This window comes from Halosaccharopolyspora lacisalsi, from assembly GCF_014137975.1.
Lineage (GTDB): Bacteria > Actinomycetota > Actinomycetes > Mycobacteriales > Pseudonocardiaceae > Halosaccharopolyspora > Halosaccharopolyspora lacisalsi.
In genome coordinates this window covers 223,123-243,196 of record NZ_JACGWZ010000007.1, presented here as the reverse complement: position 1 = coordinate 243,196, position 20,074 = coordinate 223,123, and the positions used below count along the sequence as shown (strand labels likewise).

The window sequence follows — 20,074 nt, the reverse complement described above, 5'->3', positions numbered from 1 at the left end:
TCGCTCCTCGGGTTTCGACTCGCGTGTGCTGTGCTCGGTGAGAACGACGAGCGGTCGTCAGGACTTGACCAGGCGTGCGATGGCGTCCGCGGCCTCGCGGACCTTCGCCTGGGCCTCGTCGTCACCGGTGCGGGCGGCTTCGACGACGCATCCCGCCATGTGCTCCTCCAGCAGATCCAGGGAGAAGGACTGCAATGCCTTGGTAGCCGCGGATACCTGGGTGAGCACGTCGATGCAGTACACGTCCTCGGACACCATGCGTTGCAGTCCTCGCAGCTGCCCCTCGATCCTGCGTAACCGGCGCAAGTGATCGTCCTTGCGCGTCGTGTCGGGTCGAGCGTGCTGATGCTCGTGACTGCCTTCCATGCCGTGGATAATACCCCTGGGGGGTAAGGGTGTAAACCTCGGACACGAGCGACGGAGGGAACGATCCCCCACGAGTCCCGCGGCGCGAGGGGTCGTGGTGCCCGGTGCGCTCGAAGTCGATCTCGAATTCGTCGAACCGATTACTGTGTGTCGGTGTAAAACACACCGTGGGGGGATATGACCCCTCGTGACCTGTGGTTATTCTGCCGCTGGTACACGAGTCGGGGAGGTCGCGATGGATGGATCACTGGACGTGCGCAGGTTCCTGGGGAGCCAGGAAGAGGGATCCGCTCGGCCCTCCGGCGAGGTTCCCGTCCCACGAAACGGGGATGCCGGCGGCATGTCGCCGGAGAAGGTGCACTGCGCCCGTGTCGCGGTGGCGCGCGGTGCCAGGGACGCCGAGGACTGCAAGTTGCTGCTGGAGATGCTCGGCCTGGCGCCGGACGAGAGCGGCGAGCCGCCGGTTACCCACTAAAGCACCGGGAGGGCCGCGGAAAGGCCTGCTGTGGGCGTGCCGCGGCTGGGCGGGGCACGCCTGTGGCTTCTCCGTGCGACCGATGCTCGCTCCCCGCGAGACGAACACCCCCCGGTGGAACGCCTCGCGGGGAGGCGGATCCGATGACGAACCCGAAGGGAAACATACTCCTGGGTCTCTTTTTCCTGTGCGCCAGGTAGGCGATGACGCGCTGACGTGCGACTTGGCGATCGAGTAGTGCCGGATGGGTGAATCCTGCGCGGAAGCGGTAACTTACCGTCACGTAGTTGATCATCGGATGGTGTGACACTCGGTGCGGGCGACCGCCGAAGCCGGTCGCACTGTCCGCCCTACGCGGCCTTCTGGAGATGCGTACATGCCCCAGCAGCGCAGGGCGCAAGCCACGCGTCGTGCCATCGTCATCGCTGCTGCCGAGGAATTCGACCGGGTGGGCTACGACGCCACACCGCTGAGCGCGATCCTGCGGCGCAGCGGGGTGACCAAGGGTGCTTTCTACTTCCACTTCGCCTCGAAGGAATCCCTCGCCGCCGCGCTCATCCAGCTGCAGAACCGGCGCTGGCCGACGCTGCGGCAGCGCTGGCTCGGGCGCGGTCTCGACCCGCTGTCGGTGGCGATCGGCATGGTCGACGAGGCCACCCGCCTCATCGAGGAGGACGTCGTACTGCGCGCCGGAACATCCCTGGCGCGGCATCGGATCGCCGACGAAGTGGTCGAGCGACGGAGCGGGGTGGACTGGGAGACGTTGCTGGCCGACCTGCTCCGCCGTTCGGCGGAGCGCGGTCTGCTGCGTTCCGGAGTGGAGCCGGCGGAGGTCGCGCGTGTGGTGCACGCCGCGATGATCGGTGCGCGGACGCTCGGTTCCGAACGACGCGGCGGCCCGGGGGCGGCCGCGCGGACCTCGGAAGTGTGGCGCGTCACGTTGAGGGGCGTGGCCAGTGCGGAGTGGTTGAGCAGCCACCAGCTTCCCGGTGCGGTCCGCTGATGTCGTTCGAGGTTCGTCTCGCTCGTGCTCTCCGGCGGAGCGGAAAACCAGGTCATGGTCGGTATCCTGGCTCGTGCGGAGTGCGGGTGGCTTCGGGGTGCGCGGCCTGGGGGACCCCCTTGTGGAGCCCTCGGAAGCATGCAGTAAAGTTTTCCTTGCTCCCAACGGGGCGCCCCAGAGAAAGGGAAAGCCGGTTGGAGGTAAGGCCGGGTCGGTTGGTGACCGGCCAAGCCCCCATCGTCTAGAGGCCTAGGACCCCGCCCTTTCAAGGCGGTAACGCGGGTTCGAATCCCGTTGGGGGTACGCTATAACAGCACATGGCCCAGTGGCGCAGTTGGTTAGCGCGCCGCCCTGTCACGGCGGAGGTCGCGGGTTCGAGTCCCGTCTGGGTCGCCAGGGCGATCGGTGATGAGCCGGGCGTGAATGGCCAGGTAGCTCAGTTGGTACGAGCGTCCGCCTGAAAAGCGGAAGGTCGGCGGTTCGACCCCGTCCCTGGCCACTGCTCAGAGCTGCGAGAACGGCCCCTGCCGGACACGGTGGGGGCCGCTTTCATGTCCGTGGGGCTTGTCGCTTCTTGCCCGGTCAAACAGGCTCGTGGTCTCGACCTGGCGGACCGGCGAGCAAATCATGACCTTCGTGACGCGACCGGTGGTCGAGGGCTGCTCCTCCCGGAGACGACCTCGGCGCAGGTCTTTTCGTGCGTGACCGCCCGATGGGTCGCCGTCTTCGTCGGAAGCGGTGTCGCCGCCCTCGCCGGGCAGTCCTCGGCGACGGCGTTGAAGGTGTCCGTGCGGGCCACTCGTGCCACGGAATCCCCCCCGGGGGGTATCTGACGTCCGCGGCCGTCGACGGTGTTCTCAGGTGTTCTCGGTTTGGTGGACCGAGTGCGAGCTGACGTACTTGTACACCCACATGTCCCTGCGCCGGCGATGGTGGCGCTCGTACCAGGCCACCTCGTGCTCCGCAGGGCCCTCGGACTCCTCCCCGGCGTCCTCTCCGGTACGGGGGGAGGGCACGGGCAGGGGTGAGAGGGGAGTGCCTTCCGTTCCGACCGGCAGGGTGATTTCGCGGCCGTCCTCCGGGCCGCCGAACAGTTCGATCTGGGCGTGCATATTCACGGCGCCTCCCAGCCTCGCGGTACATCAGCACAGGAACCGACTATGTGAATCCGCTTTCGGTTCCCTTTGTCACCCGAACGGACCAGTCGATCGAGTGTTGCCCGGTGTCATCCGAGCTCGATAACGCACCCTCCGGTACTCGTTCGTGCTCCTCTCCCGGGAAGCAAGGGCGCCCCCGCGCTCAACCGGTCTGGGGGTCACCGGGAGTGCGGGGGCGCGGAGGTCCACCCCTGGGGGTCAGGTGGACATCTCCACATTACTCGATAGTACCGCCGGTTGTCTCTAGGTGGAGTGATCTTTTCCGGCTGATTCGACTGAACGGGTGACACTCCATCGTGTCGTTCGGAAACGCCGTCATGTCGTACCGAAGCGCACCAGGGCGAGCGCCTGGTCATCGTGCCGCTTCGGACGCGGCCACCGCCGACCGTCGGGATCGGAGCTCTCGGCGTCCCGCACCTGTTCGAGAACGCTGCGAGCCCCGGCGTCGAACGCCTGTTCCAGGAGGGCGGACCAGTCCGGATAGATCTCGTACTCGTCCACCCCGCACGACACGCCGTCGCTGGCCAGCAGTGCCGAGTGCACCTCGTCCCGTCGCCACGTGGCCCGAGTCGCCCGGTACGCGGCGCGTGGGTCGGCCTCGGCCACCCAGAAGCCGCCCTCGACGTTGCGCCACCGCCCGGTCCGGTCCACGGCCGCGCGTAGCTCCTCGTCGTGACCCGGACCGAAGCCACCGCCGGTGCGGAGTCGTTCGCGGTAGCCGCCCCGGCCCTCCGAGCGCAGGTTCGCCAACCGGTCGTCGGTAACGGGGTGCGGTCCCGCCGCGGTGAACACCACCACCGGGCTGTCGGCGAGCACCAGCGCTTCCACGGTTTCGTCGTCCCAGCGCAGCAAGGACGCCGTACTGGAAGGAGCCCGGCCGGCGCGTAGTCCGTACCGGTCGGCGACCTCGGTGATGGCCGCTGCCAGCAGGTCGGCGAGATCGTCGGACGTGGACAGCCGGGGACGCAGTGCCTCGACGAGCCGTTGCGCGTACCAACCACCGGTGTACTCGGTCGGTCGCACCGAGGTCGCCCCGTCGAGCAGTGCCACCGCGTTCGGCAGGGTCAGCACCACGTCCTCACTGCGCTCGCCGCCCGCCCGCTCGGCCACTTCGACACTCACCATGACGGCGATTATCCGGCCCGGCGGCGGCGTATCGCCACGATGGCCAGGAAGTACTGCGTCAGCGGCCCGATGGCCAGTGCGTACAGCACGGTTCCCGCTCCCGCCGTGCCACCCAGCAACCAGCCGACCGCCAGTACGGAGACCTCGATACCGGTGCGCACCACGCGTATCGACCCTCCGGTGCGTGCGTGCAGTCCCGTCATCAGGCCGTCGCGCGGTCCCGGGCCGAGTCGGGCGCCGACGTAGAGGGCGGTCGCCACCGCGTTGAGCACGATGCCTCCGGTCATCATCGGTAGTTGCCATTCCAGCGCGGGCGCGGACGGCAACAGACGCAGGGCTCCGTCGACGGACACGGCGATGACGACGACGTTGGCCACGGTGCCGATACCCGGGCGTTGTCGCAGTGGAAGCCACGCCAGCAACACGGTCACCCCGGTGAGGGCGGTGACCGCGCCGAAGGACCACCCCAGCGACTCCGTCAGGCCCTGGTGCAGCACGTCCCACGGCGAGAGCCCGAGCCGGGCACGCACCATGAGCGCCATGCTCGTGCCGTAGAGCACCAGGCCGAGCAACAGTTGCGAGAGCCGGAACGCCGGCCGGATCGTGACCGGTATCGGTTCGAGGTCCACTTTTGCCAATTTCGCGGGCATGTGGTTGTTTATATGTTGTATTGGACCTCGTATCGAGTACCAATTTGGAGAAACCGGTCTTGTCGCTAAGGAAGCGGTATGCGTGGTCACACTTTCGCTCAGCTGCTCGGATCCTGGAACACCGGAGAGTGGTCCTCGCGGCGCCTGCACGAGGCCGTGCGTCAGCTCCTGCTGGACGGGCGGCTACCACCCGGAACCCGTCTTCCCGCCGAACGCGAACTCGCCGAGGCCCTCGGTGCCAGTCGTACTCTGGTCGGCAGCGCCCTGGAGCGGTTGCGTGCCGACGGCTTCGTCACGAAACGTCGTGGAGCCGGTTCCTGGGTGCGGCTTCCCGGGGGTGAGGCGGCTCCGGTGGGAGGGTGGTTTCCCTCGGAGGGCCCGGCACTCGTCAACCTCGCTCAGGCCACCCCGGCCGCGCCGCCCGAGTTGTTCGAAGCCGCCGACGCGGCTCGCGTCCGCTTCGTCGATCACGCGGACAGTCACGGTTACCAGCCGCACGGACTGAGGGATCTGCGCGAAAGCGTGGCCGAGCGGTTCACCCGCAGAGGACTGCCCACCTCACGCGACCAAATCCTGATCACCAACGGTGCGCAACACGCTTTCGCGCTCGTTCTGCGCACGATGGTGGCACCCGGTGAGCGGGTCCTGGTCGAGCAGCCGACCTACCCGAACGCCACGGAGGCGATCCGAGGTGCCCACGCCCAACCGGCACCGGTACCCCTGCTCGACGACGGGTGGGACCTGGAACTGGTCGAGGCGACGCTGAACCAGCGGTCACCCCGGCTGGCCTACTTGATCCCCGACTTCCAGAACCCGACGGGCGCGCGCATGAGCGGTCGCGATCGGCAGCGACTGGCCCTGGCGTTGCGGCGCAACCACACCGTCGCCGTCGTCGACGAAACCCTGGTCGACATCGATCTGTCCGCCCACGAGGCCCCGCCGCCGGTGGCGTCGTTCGACGAGAAGCACGTGATCACCATCGGTTCGGCCGCCAAGTCCTGCTGGGGAGGCATGAGGTTGGGATGGGTGCGGGCGTCCGAGGAGTTCGTGCGGTGCATGGTTCACGGACGGGCCTCGGTGGACCTGGGCAGCCCGGTGTTCGAGCAGCTCGTGCTCACCGAACTCCTGCGCGACGGTGAACGGCTTCTCCGGCGGCGGCGTGCCGAGTGGGCGCGCCGCCGGGACTTCCTCGTCGAGGAGCTCCGCAGGCAGTGCCCCCAGTGGAGCTGTCGAGTACCGGACGGGGGGCTTTCGCTGTGGTGCGACCTGGGCGCCCCGATCGGTGACAGGCTCGCCGTGGCCGCCGAGCAACACGGTGTGCGGTTGGCACCGGGGTCCCGCTTCGCGGTTCAGGGCTCCCTGCAGCACTACGCGCGGGTGCCCTACACCCTGCCCGAGGAACAGCTCCGTGACGCGGTGTCGAAGCTCGCGCTCGCGTGCGCCGCCGTCGGCGATGCCACCCCTCGCGAGTGGGAAGGACTCGTCACCTGAGGGAGCCGCCCACCGGCACGGCCCCTCGTCGTGCCGGTGGGCGGTTTCCCTGGTGCCCCCGGTGCCGCCGGGGCATCGCGGCACCGGGGAGAGGAGCCGCCCGAGATCGACAGCTCCTCGTGCCCGATCCGACCTAGCGCGGACGTCGGATCGGAGTCCGGGGTTCGAGAACGCCGGGAAAGGAAATTCCGCGTTGTTTCGGGTTTGGGGGCAGTCTGACTCGGCACCGTCGACGACCACCACCCCGAAAAGGGTGTGGTGGCGGCGTCGCTTTCGCCGATCAGTCTGTCACGTCGGGCGGTACTCCCGAGGAGACTCCAATGGGCTGGACCAATTCTGGTGTCCATCCCCCACGAGTCCGCACGGGGGTTTTCGGCGTCGCTTGCCCGACGGGCGGTGTGTGCCGACGACCGGAGATCGCCACTCGCGTCGCGGCCGCGAGGAGGGCTGATCGGCGTCGTGCACAAGTGTCGAGCATTATCACCACCGGTTGCGGGTTCAAGCGAGTCCCGGGGTCATCGTGCCTCACCCCGGCCCGTCCGGCATCCCGTGGGTAAATCCCGCCCACGAAGTGAGTAATTTCCATGTCCTTTGCTGAATAAAACTCACTTTTTCCGGTGCTGTCGGCTGAGTGGAAATACCTGGTTCGTGACCCTTTCGGGGGTTTCGCGGATCCGGGTGAATCCGTGCGGGGCTCCCGAGACTCTTATCCGTACCGGCCCCGACGGAAACGGACCGGAACCGACAGACGGAGGTGTGCAGTGACCGAGTTCGGTGCGAGCTGCGGGATGGCCGCGCTCTTGGACCGCGTGTCCGAGGGCGACCAGGACGCCTGGCGGTACTTGGTCGAACACCACGGCCCCATGGTGTGGGGAGCCGCCAGAGCGTATTCGATGAACCGCGCCGACGCGGAGGACGTGTGTCAGGTGACCTGGGTGTTGTTGGCGGAGAACCTGCACAAGTTGCGGCAGCCGGATGCGCTGCCCGCGTGGTTGGCGACGACGGCACGCCGCGAGGCCCTGCGGCTGGTCAAGGCGCGGCGGCGCGAAACGCCGGCCGGGCTGGACACGTTGCTGCTCGACGTGGCCGACATCGCGGACGGACCCGAGAACCGAGCCGTTCGGACCGCGGTGCTCTCCCGCGTGGCTCAGGCCTTCGCCGGGTTGTCCCAACGGTGTCAGCAGCTGCTTCGGGTCGTGGCGGTCGCTCCGGACACCAGCTACAACCAGATCGCTACCGCCCTGGGCATGGCGCGCGGCAGCATCGGGCCGAAGCGGAATCGGTGCCTGACGGCGTTGCGCCAGAGCCTGGCCGCCACCGGAATGCCCGAGGAGGCGGCAGGATGAGTGACTTCGTTCCCGATGAGTTGCGTGCGCTGCGTGCGGTGCTCCAGCTCTGCGATCCGGTTCCCGAGCGCGCGCTGGACGCGGCCTGCGCGGCGGCGCGGTTCGTGTCTTCGGAAGGTTCCCCCGCCACGGAGGTGCTGGAGCTCGTCGCTGATTCGGCGGACACTCCGGGGCCCGCGCTCACTCGCGGCGCGGACCGCGCGTCCAGGGTGCTCACTTACGCGCTGCCGGGGCGGGTGCTGGAGATGGATCTGATCCCGACCGTGCCGGGGATGCTGACTGCGCGCGGCATCGTGATCGACCGTGCCGGCCGGCACGGTCTCGGGGGATCGGTGACGCTGCGCCATCCCGACGGGGAGCACACCGGTGTGCTGGACCGGCACGCGGCCTTCCGCATCGACGACGTGCCCGCCGGACCGCTGAGCGTGACGCTGCGGCCGACCGGTTCCACGCCGCTCGTGGCCGATTGGTTGGTCTGTTGAACGGCGGCTCGGCAGCGCACGGCCTCAGCGCGTGCTCGAGGTTGCTCGCCGGTGCACCGGGGACCGCGTGGTTCGAACAGCGCTCGACCGGGTCGGCTCGCGGATGCGGGACCGTGCCGGGTTCGTGGTGCGGCGCCGGCTGCCGCACCACGGTGGTGGCGCTGCTCGCCGCACTGCGCTGGTTGTTTCGACGGCTCGCGGACAGCTGCAAAGCGAGTACGCGTTCGGTCGAGGAGTGCTTCGTGACTCTCCTGGCCCGGATGTGCTCCCCGGAGCACGCGGAGCGAATCGCCGGAGCGGCGATCGGAGCCGCCGTACGAAGCGGGACTCCGAGCCTGGTGCTGCGTCGAACGGAGTGGTTCCGAGCGGCGGTACCCCGCCGGAGGCAACTGCCTCCGCCATCGGACCGGAACTTGCGAACGGCACTGGGCACCCTGCGCGAGACCGTAGGGGGTCACGGCAGCCGCTCCGCGGTTCCGGCCGCGGTCGGGGCGCTGGAGGACCGGGTGCGGCGGCATGCGGTGCGCGGTGGTGGCAACCGGGCGGAAGCGGTGCGGAAGTTAGAGCTCGACGAGGTGCTGAGCGAGCTCGGGAAGGCGGTGCTGCTGAACTACTTCGTCCACGACGGCCGGGTGTACTCGACGGTCGTCGTGGACGGAGAGGTCCGACTGGGCGAGCACGGGGACGGTGTGGTCGAGTCGGGCGAGATCGACCGCCTCCGGTATTTCCTGGGCAAGCAGTCCGTGCGGACGGATCCGCACAGTGCTGAGGTGTTCTCCGCGGGAGCGCGGGAGTCCGCCCGGGCGCTCGACCGGTGGCTGCTCGAGCCGGTCGAGCGCGAGTTGCACCGGGGACGGTCGTTGGTCATCGTGCCGACGGGGCCGCTCCACGCACTGCCGTGGGCCGCGCTCCCTCGCTGCCGCGGCAGGAGCGTCACCGTGGCCCCGTCGCTGCGGTGCTGGTTGGGGGCCGCCGCGCGAGCGCGTTCCGCAACGGACGGTAGCTCCGGGGTTTGGGTCGGCGGACCCGACCTGGAGCATGCCGTCGGCGAGGTACGCACCCTGCATGCGGTCTCGGGTGGTCGACTGCTGCTCGGGGGTGCGGCGACGGTCGATCGCGTGCTGGAGAGCATGGACGGAGCGGAGTTCGCGCACATCGCCGCTCACGGGTGGTTCCGCGGTGACCACCCCCTGCTCTCCTGCCTGGAGCTGGCCGATGGTCCGCTCTACGGCTACGACGTGCACCGACTCCGGCGTGGTCCCACCACCGTGGTCCTGTCGGCGTGCGAGGTCGGATGCCTCGCGACCGGTCGCGGCAACGAGTTGACGGGCATGGCGGCGGCCCTGCTCGAACGCGGCACGGCCACCCTCATCGCCGGTGTCGTACCGATCTCGGACGAGCGCGCCGCCCGGGTCATGGTGTCGTTGCACACCGGACTGCGACAGGGACTCGCACCCGCGGAAGCCCTGGCCAGTGCCCAGGCTATGCACGGTGAACACGGGTTCGTGTGCCTCGGCCACGGAGGAACGTGAATCCCGTGTCGACGTGTGGTTGGTTCGCCACGGTGGGCGGGCCGCGGACCGTCGCCGCCCGCCCGCAACCGGAGCACCCTCACGGAGGCGCTGCCGCGCCGCAGCGCCTCCAGCTCCGGGGACCGGTACATCGTCGGCAGCGTGCGTCCGGCAAGGGGGTCGCGCCGCTTGCCGGACGCACGGCCGGACGGGGAGAGCTTGTGAGCTCAGCGCAGCTTGTGCAGTCGCTCGATCGCTTCGTCCAGGACGTCGTCGCGCTTGCAGAAGGCGAAGCGCACCAGATGGCGCATGTTCTCGGGGTTGTCGCAGAAGACCTGGACCGGGATCGCGGCCACACCGACCCGCTGCGGCAGGGCGCGGCAGAACTCGGCGCCCTCGGAGAAGCCGAGCGGACGCACGTCGGTGCAGACGAAATACGTGCCCTCGCTCGCGAGCACGTCGAAACCCGCTTCGGACAGCCCACCGGCCAGCCGGTCCCGCTTGCGTTGCAGGTCGTCGCGCAACTGCTCGACCCAGTCGAGCTCGTGATCCAGGGCGTGGGCCACGGCAGGCTGGAAGGGAGCGCCCCCGACGAAGGTCAGGAACTGCTTGGCCGAGCGCACGGCCGAGATCAGCTCGGCGGGCCCGCACACCCAGCCGATCTTCCAGCCCGTGGCGCTGAAGGTCTTACCGGCACTGGAGATCGACAGGGTGCGCTCGGCCATGCCGGGCAGCCCCGCCAGCGGGGTGTGTCCGCGTCCGTCGAAGAGCAGGTGCTCGTAGACCTCGTCGGTCACCGCGATCACGTCGTGCTCCCGGCACACCTCGGCGATCACGTCGAGTTCCGCGTCGGTGAACACGGTGCCCGTCGGGTTGTGGGGCGAGTTCAGCACCAGGGCCCTGGTTCGTGGTCCGACAGCGGCCCGCAGGGCCTCGGTGTCGAGTACGAACCGGTTCCCCTGCCCCTGGGTGAGCCCGACGGTGCGGCGCACACCACCGGCCAGGGACACGGCCACCGGGTACGAGTCGTAGTACGGCTCGACGAGCACGACTTCCTCACCCGGCTCGACCAGGGCCAGCATCGACGCCGTGATGGCCTCGGTCGCGCCGACGGTGACCAGCACCTCGCCGTCCGGGTCGTGGTCCGTGCCGTAGTGCTTGCGCCGCTGGTCGGCGATGGCCCGGCGCAGCTCGGGTTCTCCCGCTCCCGGGGAGTACTGGTTGACGCCGTCGGAGATCGCCCGGCGTGCCTCGTTCAGCATCGCCGGAGGTCCATCGGTGTCGGGGAAGCCCTGACCGAGGTTGACCGCTCCGGTTTCCCGAGCGAGCTCGGTGATCTCCGCGAAGATCGTCGAGGTGAAGGGGCGCAGCCGGGAGGTGAGAGCAGGAGTACGCACGGGCGCCGAGCGTATCCGAGACGGCCGTCCGCGGTCAGGGATCCGGGCACGTGCGTCACGGTGGTCTCCGAGCGCTGCCACAATCGAGGAGTGCGGGACACAGCTGCAGTCGAGGCCGAACGGCGACGGGGCCTGCGGCGGATGAAGGGCATCGCCACCGGGCTACTGCTGCTCGTCACGGCGATCTACGTGGTGGCCCGGTGGCAGGAGAGCGCCGGAGCACCGTCCTGGGTCGGCTACGTGAGCGCGGCGGCCGAGGCGGGCATGGTCGGTGCACTGGCGGACTGGTTCGCGGTGACGGCCCTGTTCCGCCACCCGATGGGACTGCCGATCCCGCACACCGCCATCATCCCGACCCGCAAGAACATGCTCGGCAGCAGCCTCGGCGACTTCGTGGGGTCGAACTTCCTGGCTCCCCAGGTGGTCAGCGACAAACTCGCGCGTGCGGGGATCACCCACCGGGCCGGGGTGTGGCTGTCCGAACCCGCCCACGCCGAGCGCGTCACCTCGGAACTGGCGACCGCCGTGCGCGGGGCGGTACGGGTGCTGCGGGACGAGGACGTACAGGCGGTGCTCGAACAGACCGTCGTGCGCCGGGTGCTCGAACAGCGGTGGGGACCGCCGCTGGGCCGGATCCTGGCTCGGGTGTTCGCCGACGGCTCCCACCACGGGCTCGTCGACCTCGTCTGCGACCGCGCCTACGACTGGGTTCGGGACAACCACGAGACCGTCATGCGCGTGGTCAGCCAACGGGCCCCCTCGTGGTCGCCGAGGTTCTTCGACTCTCTCGTGGCCGACCGCATCTACGCCGAGGTGCTCTCGTTCGCCTGGGCGGTCAAGACCGACCCCGAGCACCAGATGCGCAAGGCCGTCGACCGGTTCCTGGTGGACTTCGCCGAAGATCTCCAGCACGACCCGCACACCATCGCCAGGGCCGAGCGGATCAAGCAGCAGGTCCTCGAACACCCCGAGGTGCGCAACCTCGTGGCCTCGGCCTGGGCCACGGCGAAGAAGATGCTGCTGGACGCCGCCGAAGACCCCTCCAGCGAGCTGCGCCTGCGAGCCGGGGAGGGGCTGCGTTCGCTGGGGCGCCGGCTGACCGAGGACCCGGAGCTGCGCGCCAAGGTGGACGGGTGGCTGGAGGGTGCCGCGGTGTACGTGGTCTCGCACTACCGCGACGAGATCACCACGCTGATCACGGACACGGTCGAGCGCTGGGACGCCGAGGAGACCTCGCGCAAGATCGAAACACACGTCGGTCGAGACCTCCAGTTCATCCGGATCAACGGCACCGTCGTCGGATCGCTGGCCGGGCTCGTCATCCACACCCTGTCCCTGCTGTTCTTTTAGAGATCCCTCGTGGAATGGCCTGTGCAGTGGGTCGAGCGGGGAACCTCAGGCGGGGTCCACGTAACCCGGCCACGCCCCCCCCCCCGGGGGGGCACCGCAGCCCCCCGGGCTGTCCTCGCGAGACCCACACCCGAGACCCCGGCGGATCGGTCTGCGCGCGTGGTGAGAAGCGGCTTCGCCGCTTGCCCGAGGATCGGTACGGCTGAGCAGGTGGTATCCCGATCCGGGCAGTCAGCTATGTGCGCTGTGGCTCGCGCGGTGCACTACGGCACGACGTGGCGCTCGCGCCACGAACGGGCCTTCTCGCGGTTACCGCACACCCGCATCGAACACCAGGTTCGGGAGCGGTTGCGGGAGCGGTCGTAGAACGCCCACAGGCAGTCCTCGGCCGGGCAGATCTTGATGCGCCACCAGTGGCCGGTCGCCACGAGATTGAAGGCGGCGGCCAGCACTCCGCCCAGGGCGTCGTTTCCGGTCAGCACCGGCACACCACCACGCAGCACCATCCGCATGGGCCACTCCGGCCAGGACGTCGTTTCCGCGGAAGCCGCGTCGGTGCAACTCACGGAGGCGCGCATGGCATCGCGCACTTCGCGGGCGGAGCGGGGCGGAGGTGCTTCACCGAGATCGCGCGCTCGACACCAGGCGCACCACTGCTCTGGCTCGTCGAGGAGGTCGGTGCCGGTCTCCGCGTCGCGGGTGTTGAGGAACGCCACGGTCAGGTCGATGTCGTGCTGGAGGTCGGGTCCCACGGACTCCGGGGCTGTCGGTCGTTCCGTGTCGACTGCGACGGCTTCAGTGCTCACGACACCATCGTAAGTGACACGAGGGTTGCTCCCGTAAGAGCTAACCAGCATACTGACTTAGCCAGTAAGTGACTACTAAAAAAGTTTTGATGGTTATCAGCGAGGGAGCTGTCATGACGGCACCGAAGGAAGGCCCGCTGCGGCTGGCGGCCGTGGCGATCGACTGCCCGGATCCGCGGGAGCTCGCCGTTTTCTACGGAAACCTGCTGGGCTGGAGCATCGACGAGGAGGAATCGGACGGGAGCTGGGTGGAGCTCGCCGATCCGGCCGGTGGTGCGAAGCTGGCGTTCCAGCGGGACCCCGACTACCTGCCACCGACCTGGCCGGAGGGCGAGCGTCCCCAGATGCTGCATCTGGACGTGCGCGTGTCGGATCTCCGGCGGGCTCACGAGCACGCGCTGTCGGTCGGAGCCAAGCAGCTGCCCCAGCCGGAAGACCAGATCGGTGCCAACTTCCTCGTCTACGCGGACCCCGTCGGTCATCCGTTCTGTCTTTGTCAGGGCTGATCCGCTGCGCCGCGGCCGGGCCGGTGCGGGCCCGGCCGCGGCGCTGTCGTGCCGAACGCGCTCGGTCACCTCGAAAACACACGATCGGGTGCAAGCAGCCTGCTTGCTAGAGTTAGCACTCGTGGCTAACCTGGGGATGCAGGAGGGCGATGGTCGGTGGAACGCGTGGACAAAACCGTCAACAAAGCCGTCAACCAGGCGGTCAGCGATCTCGGCGGTTACATCCGCGCCCAGCGCGGCAACGCCCAGATCTCGCTGCGGCAGTTGGCCAAACGCGCCGGCGTGTCCAACCCCTACCTGAGCCAGGTCGAACGCGGGCTGCGCAAGCCGAGCGCGGAGATCCTGCAACAGATCGCACATGCCCTGCGCATCTCCGCGGAGGCGCTGTACGTGCAGGCCGGGATCCTGGAAAGCCGGGAGGGCGGACCGGTCGTCGACGCCGTACTGGCCGATGCCGAGCTCAGCGAGCGACAAAAGCAAGCACTACTGGACATCTACGCCTCGTTCCGCCGGGACCGGGACGACGAGCCCGACGAGAACCGGTACGGGGTCGTCGTGCCCGATCGGACCGAGGTGACCGAACCCGAGAGCGAGGAGTGATCGCCATGTCGACACGGCAACAGTCCGACCAGGAGAGCGCCGGTACGGCCGAGCAGGTCCGCACGCCGCTGCTCGCGGCACTGGGAGCCGGGGACATCGCGGCCCACGCCGTCGCCGACACCGTGCACAAGGTACGAGTGCAGCTCAACGAGAGCGCCGAGTCGGCGCGCGCCGGTGTCAACGACCTGCCCAAGGACTTCAACGAGCTGCGCGACAAGCTCGATCCCGCCGAACTGCGCAAGTTCGTCGACTCCTACACCCAGTCGGCCGTTCAGTTCTACGGCTACCTCGCCGAACGGGGTGAGGGCACGCTCGGCAAGTTGCAGTCCCAACCGCAGGTCCAGCGTGCCCAGGAGCGGTTCGAAGAGGCCGTGGGAGACGCTCGGGGCATCGCCGACGACGTGCTGGGCAAGGTCACCACGAGTGCCCGCTCCTTCGGGGAGAAGGCCGCGCACACCACCGAGGAGACCGCCGAGGAGACGGCCGAGGCGGTACGCGAGACCGGTTCCCAGGCGGCGAGCGCAACTCGGAGCACGGCCCGCAAGACCGCCAACCGGACAGCCGCGGCCAAGAGCAACGGCGGCAAGCAGTCCGCCAAGTCGACGAGCTCCAACAGCAACTGATCCGCGGGGTGCCCGATCCGGGTGCCCCGAGCCCTGGGGATGCGCACAGTTGTCGCGTACCCTGAGAGTGTGCTGCTGGCAAGCTGGATCCTGATGATCATCTGGTTGGCGGGGATCCCGGTCGGGATTTACGCGTTCGGGCACGCCGCCACCCAGCGGGCCGACGCGTTCACGGCCGCCGACAAGATGAGCAAGCCCGTCTGGCTCGGTATCACCGGGGGTGGGTTGGCCGTACTGGCGCTGTTCCGCGGCCCCATCACGATCTTCTGGATCGCCGGGCTGGTCGCGGTGCTGGTCTACCTCGTCGACGTGCGCCCCAAGGTCACCGAGGTGCAGAAGGGCAGTTCCTGGTAGTGGCCCTCGCCTCGGGCGCGCGTTGGAGCGCCCACGGCACGGGGACACCGGTCACGGTGATCGTGCACGGGTTGGGGGCCACCGAAGGCGAGGCCCGCATCCCGGCCTCGGGGCTTCGCGGCACTCGCGTGGTGGTGACTCTCCCCGGGCACGGTCGGGCGTCCGACGCGCCGGCCGACTACTGGACGTACTCCCGCATCGCCGAGGACGTACTCGGGATCGCCGACGAGGTCGAAGCCACCCGTGCGGTGGGAGTTTCGCTCGGAGCAGGGGCGTTGACCCGTATCGCGGCGAGTCATCCCACCAGGTTCGAGCGACTGGCCCTGTTACTGCCCGCTGCGCTGGACCAACCCCGCGATCCGGCGGGAGCGGAGACCTTCGCCCGACTCGCCGCGGCAGTGACCACCGCTGCCGCGGACGGCGGGGCGCAACTGCGGAAGCTGATCGCCGAAGACGTGCCCGCCGGTGCGGATGTCGGTGACTACGTCGAGCGCCGTGCCGCCGTCCTGACGCGGCTCGAGGACGCCCTGCGGTCGGTGCCTTACCGAAACCCCCTGGAGCACGCGGGGGCGCTGGCCGAGGTGGCGGCGCGGGTGCTCGTCATCGGAGCCACCGAGGACCCCCTGCACCCCGCCGAGATCGCTCGCTCCACCGCCGATGCCCTCCCCGCGGCGCGACTGGAACTGCTGCCCTCGGCAGCGCCGATGGTCACCCACCGCGGCGAACTCCGCCGGGTGCTCACCGAATTCCTGAACGACCGGGGCTGACGACCGGCTGGGAGCCCGGTCTCGTAGGCTTTCGGGCATGGCTGTCGACTGGTCGTTGGCCGCGGGAACCCTGCGGGTCGTGCCCGCACCGGAACGTCCCGATCTGCTCGCCGATCCCGTCGAGCGAACGATCCGGGAGTACGGGGCTCGGGAAGGTGCGCGGATCGGCGTGGCGGAGATCGAACCGGAGTTCGCCGACACCGCCACCTTCTGCGCGCAGTACGGCTCTCCGCCGGAACGGTCGGCGAACTGCGTCGTGGTCTCCGGAAAGCGCTCAGGGATCACGCGTCATGCCGCCTGCATGATTCCGGCCACCACTCGCGCCGACGTGAACGGAGTTGTCAGGCGGCGGCTCGACGTCCGGAAGGCATCGTTCACCGCGATGGACGACGCCGTCGGCCTCACCGGTATGGAGTACGGCGGCATCACCCCGTTCGGCCTGCCCGCGGACTGGCCGGTTCTCGTGGACACCGCCGTGGCCGAGAGCTCCGCGGTGGTGGTGGGGTCCGGCCTGCGCCGCAGCAAACTCGTCACCCCGGGCGAGGTGCTGGGCGAACTGCCGGCGGCCGAGGTGGTGGAGGGCTTGGGGCTGACCTGATCAGCTGTTGCGCTCCAGCCATTCGTAGGTGAACCGCATCTCGTCCGCCAGCAGGTCCTGTATCCGCTCGGCGGCCAGCGCCTCCAGCTTGCCCGCGACGAGGGGGACGCTGACGCCGACCTCGCCTTGCACGACGAACTCGCTGCCCCTCTCGCCCTCGCCCAGTTCGGTGAGCCACATCGACCCCGTGATGGATCCGGGGACGTGGGGAATGGCGGCGGCCACCTCCCCGGTGTAGCGCCCCGGCCCCTGGCAGCGCCACGACTCGCTGCGGTCGAGCATCAGGTCACCACCCACCACCGTTCGGACGACCGACGGCAGGTGCTCGGCGCTCACTCCCTGGCGGATCTTGAAATGAGTCTCCTCGTCCGTCGAGGAGTGCTCCAACAGCTCCGTGTCGCTGCCGCCGAGCTCGGCGAGTCTCTCCTTGAGAAAATCGATGTCGACCAACGCCTCGTGGACCCGTGCCGCGGGCCATTCCGAGGTGCTCCGATGCTCGATGCGGCGTGTCATGGATCGGAGGTTACCTTTGGCAACCGTGACCTCCTCGACCTCCGGTGCGGAAAGCACGCGCGACGGCAGCCCGGCGACCCCATCCGGTGGCTTTCGGCTCGACGCCCACACCACGTTGCGGCTGGGTGGTCCCGCCGCCGACCTGACGGTGGCCGAGCACGCCGGGGAACTCGCCGACCACGTCCGCCGGGCGGACGCGAGCGGGCGGCGCCTGCTGGTGCTGGGAGGCGGCTCGAACCTCGTGGTCGCCGACAGCGGATTCGACGGCCACGTCGTGCGCATCGCCACTCGGGGACGCTGGTTCGACAGCGCGAGTCGGGGGCGGGTGGAGGTGACGGTCGAGGCCGGGGAGGACTGGGACGACGTGGTCGCCGACACCGTGCGTCACGGGCTCGGCGGTCTCGAGTGCCTCTCGGGAATCCCCGGGCTCACCGGTGCCACACCGGTGCAGAACGTCGGTGCCTACGGCGTCGAGGTTTCCGAGATGCTGAGCTCGGTGGACCTGCTGGATCGTCGCAGCGGGCGTATCGAGACCGTCCCCGCCGGCGACCTCGGTCTCACCTACCGCAGCAGCATGCTCAAGCACACCGACTCCGCCGTGGTCCTGCGAGCTCGTTTCCTGCTCGACGACGGTGGGACGTCCGCGCCGATCCGTTACGGCGAGCTCGCGCGCAAGCTCGGTGTCGAACCCGGTGAACGCGTGGACGTCGCGCGGGTCAGGGAGACCGTGCTGGAGCTGCGCCGGGGGAAGGGCATGGTGCTCGATCCCGACGACCACGACACCTGGAGCGCCGGCTCTTTCTTCACCAACCCCGTCCTGGACGCGGCCGAGGTGGACGGCGTGCTGGGGCGGATCGCCGACCGTCTCGGCGCCGAGCAGCCGGTCCCGACCTATCCGGCCGCCGGCGGGGCGACGAAGCTCTCGGCGGCCTGGCTCATCGAGCGGGCCGGTTACGGCAAGGGGCACCAGGGGCCGGGGGGACGTGTCGCCCTGTCCGCCAAGCACACGCTCGCCCTCACCAACCGGGGGTCGGCCCGTACCCGGGACCTGCTCGCCCTCGCCGCCGAGGTCCGCGACGGCGTTCGTGCCCGTTTCGGGGTGTCCCTGCGTCCTGAGCCCGTGCTGGTGAACTGTTCGCTGGACGGAGCGGAAGAGGGACGACCGAAAGAGTGACGCTTCGTGACTAATGCTTCACCCTGAGTGTTAAATGGTGGCGGAAGGGGCTGCCATGTTGAGCATCAGGGAATTACGCGATCAGGCGGTCATCCGCCCGATCAAACGAGCCGTCGAGGACCACTTGCTCGACCTGCCCGGTGTCGTCGCCGTGGACATCGGAGAACGGACGGTGGAGGGGGGCCGCACCGGTGAGCAGGTCATCGTCGTATCCGTGATCGATAAGAAAACCGCCGACCAGCTCGATTCGGGCATGTTGATCCCGCCCAGCGTCCTCGGCGTGCCCACCGACGTCGTCGAGGAGCAGCCCGTGGTGTTCCACGAGCATCACTGGGTGGAGAGCTCGGAAGTTCCCGTCCGGTGCGGAGACGGGATCGTCTCCGGTGGCGGAGGCCTGGCTCCCCGGCGCCCCGCACTGGCGGGGCCCTCCCGCGATGCGGGCGAGTTCCGCAGGGTCGGTACTCTCGGCGCCCTGGTGCTCGGAGACGCCCCCACCACGGTCACCATGGGACTGACGACTTTCGACGTCGCCTGCATGGACGACGCGTGGTCGGTGGGCGATCAGATGATCGACCCCACTGTCGGGCACGTCTACGCCGACCTCGCCAGGGCGGCACTGTCGGGTCGGGTGAACGCGGCGGCCGTGGCGATCGACCACGGTCTCGACCACTCCTGCGTGATCCCCGGCATCGGTGCCGTCACCGGACAGTGCGCGGCCTATCCGGGTGAGACCGTGCGCAAGAGCGGCTACGGCACGGGAGTGACCACCGGAACGGTCGTCTCCACCGACAGCACGCTGCGCGTGGACCACGGTGAGGCACTCGGCGTGCGCATTCTGCGGGAGCAGGTGCGCGTGCGTGGCGTGGAGTGGGGAGCGCCCTTCGCCGGATGCGGGGACGCGGGAGCGGTCCTGGTCAACGTCGAGGGCAGGGTGGTCGGTCTGCACTTCGCGACCACCGTCGACGGCACCAGTGCGTTCGCCTGCCCCATCGCCGACGTGCTCGCCGAACTCGACGTGGGGCTCTGCACCGCTCGGAGCGGAACGTGAAACTTCAGCTCCGGCGGTTCGCGCGAGTGGCCGAGGCCTGGTCGCGGGGCTTGAGCACGATCTGGTCGAGATTGACGTGGGCCGGCCGGGTCGCGGCGAAAGCGATCACGTCCGCGACGTCGTCGGCGCTCAACGGGGTCAGGCCGCTGTAGACAGCCGCCGCCCGTTCGGTGTCCCCGCCGAAGCGCACCTCGGAGAACTCGGTCTCCACCATGCCGGGAGCGATCTCGGTGAACCGGACGGGATCGCCCAGGTGTTCACCGCGCAGCGTCCGGTGCAGCGTGGCCTGCGCGTGCTTGGCCGAGGTGTAGCCGGACCCGTTGTCATAGGTCTCCAGGGCGGCGACCGAGGTGACGGTGAGCACGTGGCCGTCACCGGACTCGATCAACTTCGGCAGCAGTGCCCTGGTGAGGCGCAACGTGCCCAGGACGTTCGTCTCCCACATCCAGCGCCACTCGTCCTCGTCGGCGTTGGCGACCGACGAGGTGCCCTTCGCGCCGCCCGCATTGTTGACGAGCACGTGGCACTCGGGCACCCGGGCCACGAAAGCCTCCACCGATTCCGGCACCGTGACGTCGAGTTCGAGCGCCGTCCCCCCGATCTCCTCGGCGAGTCGTTCCAGCCTTTCCACGCGCCGGGCGCCCATCACCACGTGGAACCCCTCGGCGGCGAGTTTGCGAGCCGTGGCCGCGCCGATACCCGAGCTCGCACCGGTAACCACCGCCTGGCGTC

23 protein-coding genes and 3 tRNA genes are annotated in these 20,074 nt (G+C 69.2%); 18 read left to right on the top strand and 8 right to left on the bottom strand.

Annotated elements, in window-relative coordinates; translation table 11 throughout:
- Positions 1-57 precede the first annotated feature (57 nt).
- The gene (locus tag FHX42_RS22185) at positions 58-366 is read right to left on the bottom strand and encodes a metal-sensitive transcriptional regulator (protein ID WP_182546378.1); all 309 of its coding nucleotides are present in this window, start codon (positions 364-366) and stop codon (positions 58-60) included.
- A 235-nt stretch (positions 367-601) separates the two neighbouring features.
- Between FHX42_RS22185 and FHX42_RS22180 the strand changes: the two genes are divergently transcribed.
- The 5 genes from FHX42_RS22180 to FHX42_RS22160 all read left to right on the top strand — a co-directional run bounded on the left by FHX42_RS22180 (position 602) and on the right by FHX42_RS22160 (position 2,343).
- Entirely contained in the window at positions 602-841 is a 240-nt protein-coding gene (locus FHX42_RS22180; RefSeq protein ID WP_182546377.1) for a hypothetical protein, read from the top strand.
- A 376-nt stretch (positions 842-1,217) separates the two neighbouring features.
- Positions 1,218-1,844 carry a ScbR family autoregulator-binding transcription factor gene (locus tag FHX42_RS22175; RefSeq protein ID WP_182546376.1) on the top strand — a complete coding sequence of 209 codons (627 nt, stop codon included), beginning with the start codon at positions 1,218-1,220 and terminating at the stop codon, positions 1,842-1,844.
- 230 nt (positions 1,845-2,074) lie between these two features.
- Positions 2,075-2,147: transfer RNA gene (locus tag FHX42_RS22170), tRNA-Glu, on the top strand.
- Between the two features lie 16 nt (positions 2,148-2,163).
- A tRNA-Asp gene (locus FHX42_RS22165) sits at positions 2,164-2,240 on the top strand.
- Between the two features lie 29 nt (positions 2,241-2,269).
- Positions 2,270-2,343 (top strand) — tRNA-Phe (locus tag FHX42_RS22160).
- Positions 2,344-2,701: 358 nt separating this feature from the next.
- On the opposite strand, the gene FHX42_RS22155 is transcribed toward FHX42_RS22160, so the two are convergent.
- The 3 genes from FHX42_RS22155 to yczE form a co-directional block, all read right to left on the bottom strand.
- Positions 2,702-2,962: a hypothetical protein gene (locus tag FHX42_RS22155; RefSeq protein WP_182546375.1), complete on the bottom strand. Its 261-nt coding sequence runs from the start codon at positions 2,960-2,962 to the stop codon at positions 2,702-2,704.
- A gap of 354 nt (positions 2,963-3,316) precedes the next feature.
- Positions 3,317-4,126 (bottom strand): hypothetical protein, encoded by an 810-nt coding sequence (locus tag FHX42_RS22150; protein WP_182546374.1) that lies wholly within the window; start codon positions 4,124-4,126, stop codon positions 3,317-3,319.
- An 8-nt stretch (positions 4,127-4,134) separates the two neighbouring features.
- Positions 4,135-4,776 carry a membrane protein YczE gene (gene yczE, locus FHX42_RS22145; protein WP_182546373.1) on the bottom strand — a complete coding sequence of 214 codons (642 nt, stop codon included), beginning with the start codon at positions 4,774-4,776 and terminating at the stop codon, positions 4,135-4,137.
- Positions 4,777-4,854: 78 nt separating this feature from the next.
- Here yczE and yczR point away from each other — a divergent pair, with 78 nt between their 5' ends.
- From yczR to FHX42_RS22125, 4 genes are all read left to right on the top strand, one after another.
- Positions 4,855-6,267: a MocR-like transcription factor YczR gene (gene yczR, locus FHX42_RS22140; protein WP_182546372.1), complete on the top strand. Its 1,413-nt coding sequence runs from the start codon at positions 4,855-4,857 to the stop codon at positions 6,265-6,267.
- A gap of 761 nt (positions 6,268-7,028) precedes the next feature.
- Positions 7,029-7,613, top strand: a complete 585-nt coding sequence (locus tag FHX42_RS22135) for an RNA polymerase sigma factor (RefSeq protein ID WP_328796654.1) — start codon at positions 7,029-7,031, stop codon at positions 7,611-7,613.
- Positions 7,610-8,095, top strand: coding sequence for a hypothetical protein (locus FHX42_RS22130; RefSeq protein WP_182546371.1), 486 nt, complete (start codon positions 7,610-7,612; stop codon positions 8,093-8,095). The genes FHX42_RS22135 and FHX42_RS22130 overlap by 4 nt, the downstream gene beginning before the upstream one ends.
- 242 nt (positions 8,096-8,337) lie before the next feature.
- Positions 8,338-9,627 carry a CHAT domain-containing protein gene (locus FHX42_RS22125; RefSeq protein WP_182546370.1) on the top strand — a complete coding sequence of 430 codons (1,290 nt, stop codon included), beginning with the start codon at positions 8,338-8,340 and terminating at the stop codon, positions 9,625-9,627.
- A gap of 206 nt (positions 9,628-9,833) precedes the next feature.
- Here the strand turns inward: FHX42_RS22125 and FHX42_RS22120 are convergent, their stop codons facing one another.
- Positions 9,834-11,003: a pyridoxal phosphate-dependent aminotransferase gene (locus tag FHX42_RS22120; RefSeq protein WP_182546369.1), complete on the bottom strand. Its 1,170-nt coding sequence runs from the start codon at positions 11,001-11,003 to the stop codon at positions 9,834-9,836.
- Positions 11,004-11,144: 141 nt separating this feature from the next.
- Between FHX42_RS22120 and FHX42_RS22115 the strand changes: the two genes are divergently transcribed.
- Complete coding sequence (locus tag FHX42_RS22115) at positions 11,145-12,353, top strand: DUF445 domain-containing protein (RefSeq protein WP_182546526.1); 1,209 nt, start codon at positions 11,145-11,147, stop codon at positions 12,351-12,353.
- Positions 12,354-12,616: 263 nt separating this feature from the next.
- Here FHX42_RS22115 and FHX42_RS22110 read toward each other — a convergent pair whose 3' ends face one another.
- Positions 12,617-13,159, bottom strand: coding sequence for a CGNR zinc finger domain-containing protein (locus tag FHX42_RS22110; RefSeq protein ID WP_328796651.1), 543 nt, complete (start codon positions 13,157-13,159; stop codon positions 12,617-12,619).
- A 113-nt stretch (positions 13,160-13,272) separates the two neighbouring features.
- Between FHX42_RS22110 and FHX42_RS22105 the strand changes: the two genes are divergently transcribed.
- From FHX42_RS22105 to FHX42_RS22080, 6 genes are all read left to right on the top strand, one after another.
- A complete protein-coding gene (locus tag FHX42_RS22105) occupies positions 13,273-13,665 on the top strand; it encodes a VOC family protein (RefSeq protein ID WP_182546367.1) in 393 nt (130 codons plus the stop codon).
- Between the two features lie 156 nt (positions 13,666-13,821).
- Complete coding sequence (locus tag FHX42_RS22100) at positions 13,822-14,265, top strand: helix-turn-helix domain-containing protein (protein WP_182546366.1); 444 nt, start codon at positions 13,822-13,824, stop codon at positions 14,263-14,265.
- A gap of 5 nt (positions 14,266-14,270) precedes the next feature.
- Positions 14,271-14,888, top strand: a complete 618-nt coding sequence (locus FHX42_RS22095; RefSeq protein ID WP_182546365.1) for a hypothetical protein — start codon at positions 14,271-14,273, stop codon at positions 14,886-14,888.
- A 69-nt stretch (positions 14,889-14,957) separates the two neighbouring features.
- Positions 14,958-15,242: a DUF2516 family protein gene (locus FHX42_RS22090; protein WP_328796648.1), complete on the top strand. Its 285-nt coding sequence runs from the start codon at positions 14,958-14,960 to the stop codon at positions 15,240-15,242.
- A complete protein-coding gene (locus FHX42_RS22085) occupies positions 15,242-16,009 on the top strand; it encodes an alpha/beta fold hydrolase (RefSeq protein WP_328796646.1) in 768 nt (255 codons plus the stop codon). Before FHX42_RS22090 ends, FHX42_RS22085 begins: the two co-directional genes overlap by 1 nt.
- Before the next feature lie 37 nt (positions 16,010-16,046).
- Positions 16,047-16,607, top strand: a complete 561-nt coding sequence (locus FHX42_RS22080) for a YbaK/EbsC family protein (RefSeq protein ID WP_182546363.1) — start codon at positions 16,047-16,049, stop codon at positions 16,605-16,607.
- On the opposite strand, the gene FHX42_RS22075 is transcribed toward FHX42_RS22080, so the two are convergent.
- Positions 16,608-17,120 (bottom strand): DUF2505 domain-containing protein, encoded by a 513-nt coding sequence (locus FHX42_RS22075; RefSeq protein WP_182546362.1) that lies wholly within the window; start codon positions 17,118-17,120, stop codon positions 16,608-16,610. It abuts the gene before it with no gap.
- A 16-nt stretch (positions 17,121-17,136) separates the two neighbouring features.
- Between FHX42_RS22075 and FHX42_RS22070 the strand changes: the two genes are divergently transcribed.
- Both FHX42_RS22070 and FHX42_RS22065 read left to right on the top strand, forming a co-directional pair.
- A complete protein-coding gene (locus FHX42_RS22070) occupies positions 17,137-18,294 on the top strand; it encodes a UDP-N-acetylmuramate dehydrogenase (protein ID WP_407926312.1) in 1,158 nt (385 codons plus the stop codon).
- Between the two features lie 55 nt (positions 18,295-18,349).
- Positions 18,350-19,342 carry a hypothetical protein gene (locus FHX42_RS22065; protein WP_182546360.1) on the top strand — a complete coding sequence of 331 codons (993 nt, stop codon included), beginning with the start codon at positions 18,350-18,352 and terminating at the stop codon, positions 19,340-19,342.
- Positions 19,343-19,346: 4 nt separating this feature from the next.
- Here the strand turns inward: FHX42_RS22065 and FHX42_RS22060 are convergent, their stop codons facing one another.
- The gene (locus FHX42_RS22060; protein WP_328796687.1) at positions 19,347-20,063 is read right to left on the bottom strand and encodes an SDR family NAD(P)-dependent oxidoreductase; all 717 of its coding nucleotides are present in this window, start codon (positions 20,061-20,063) and stop codon (positions 19,347-19,349) included.
- Positions 20,064-20,074 lie beyond the last annotated feature (11 nt).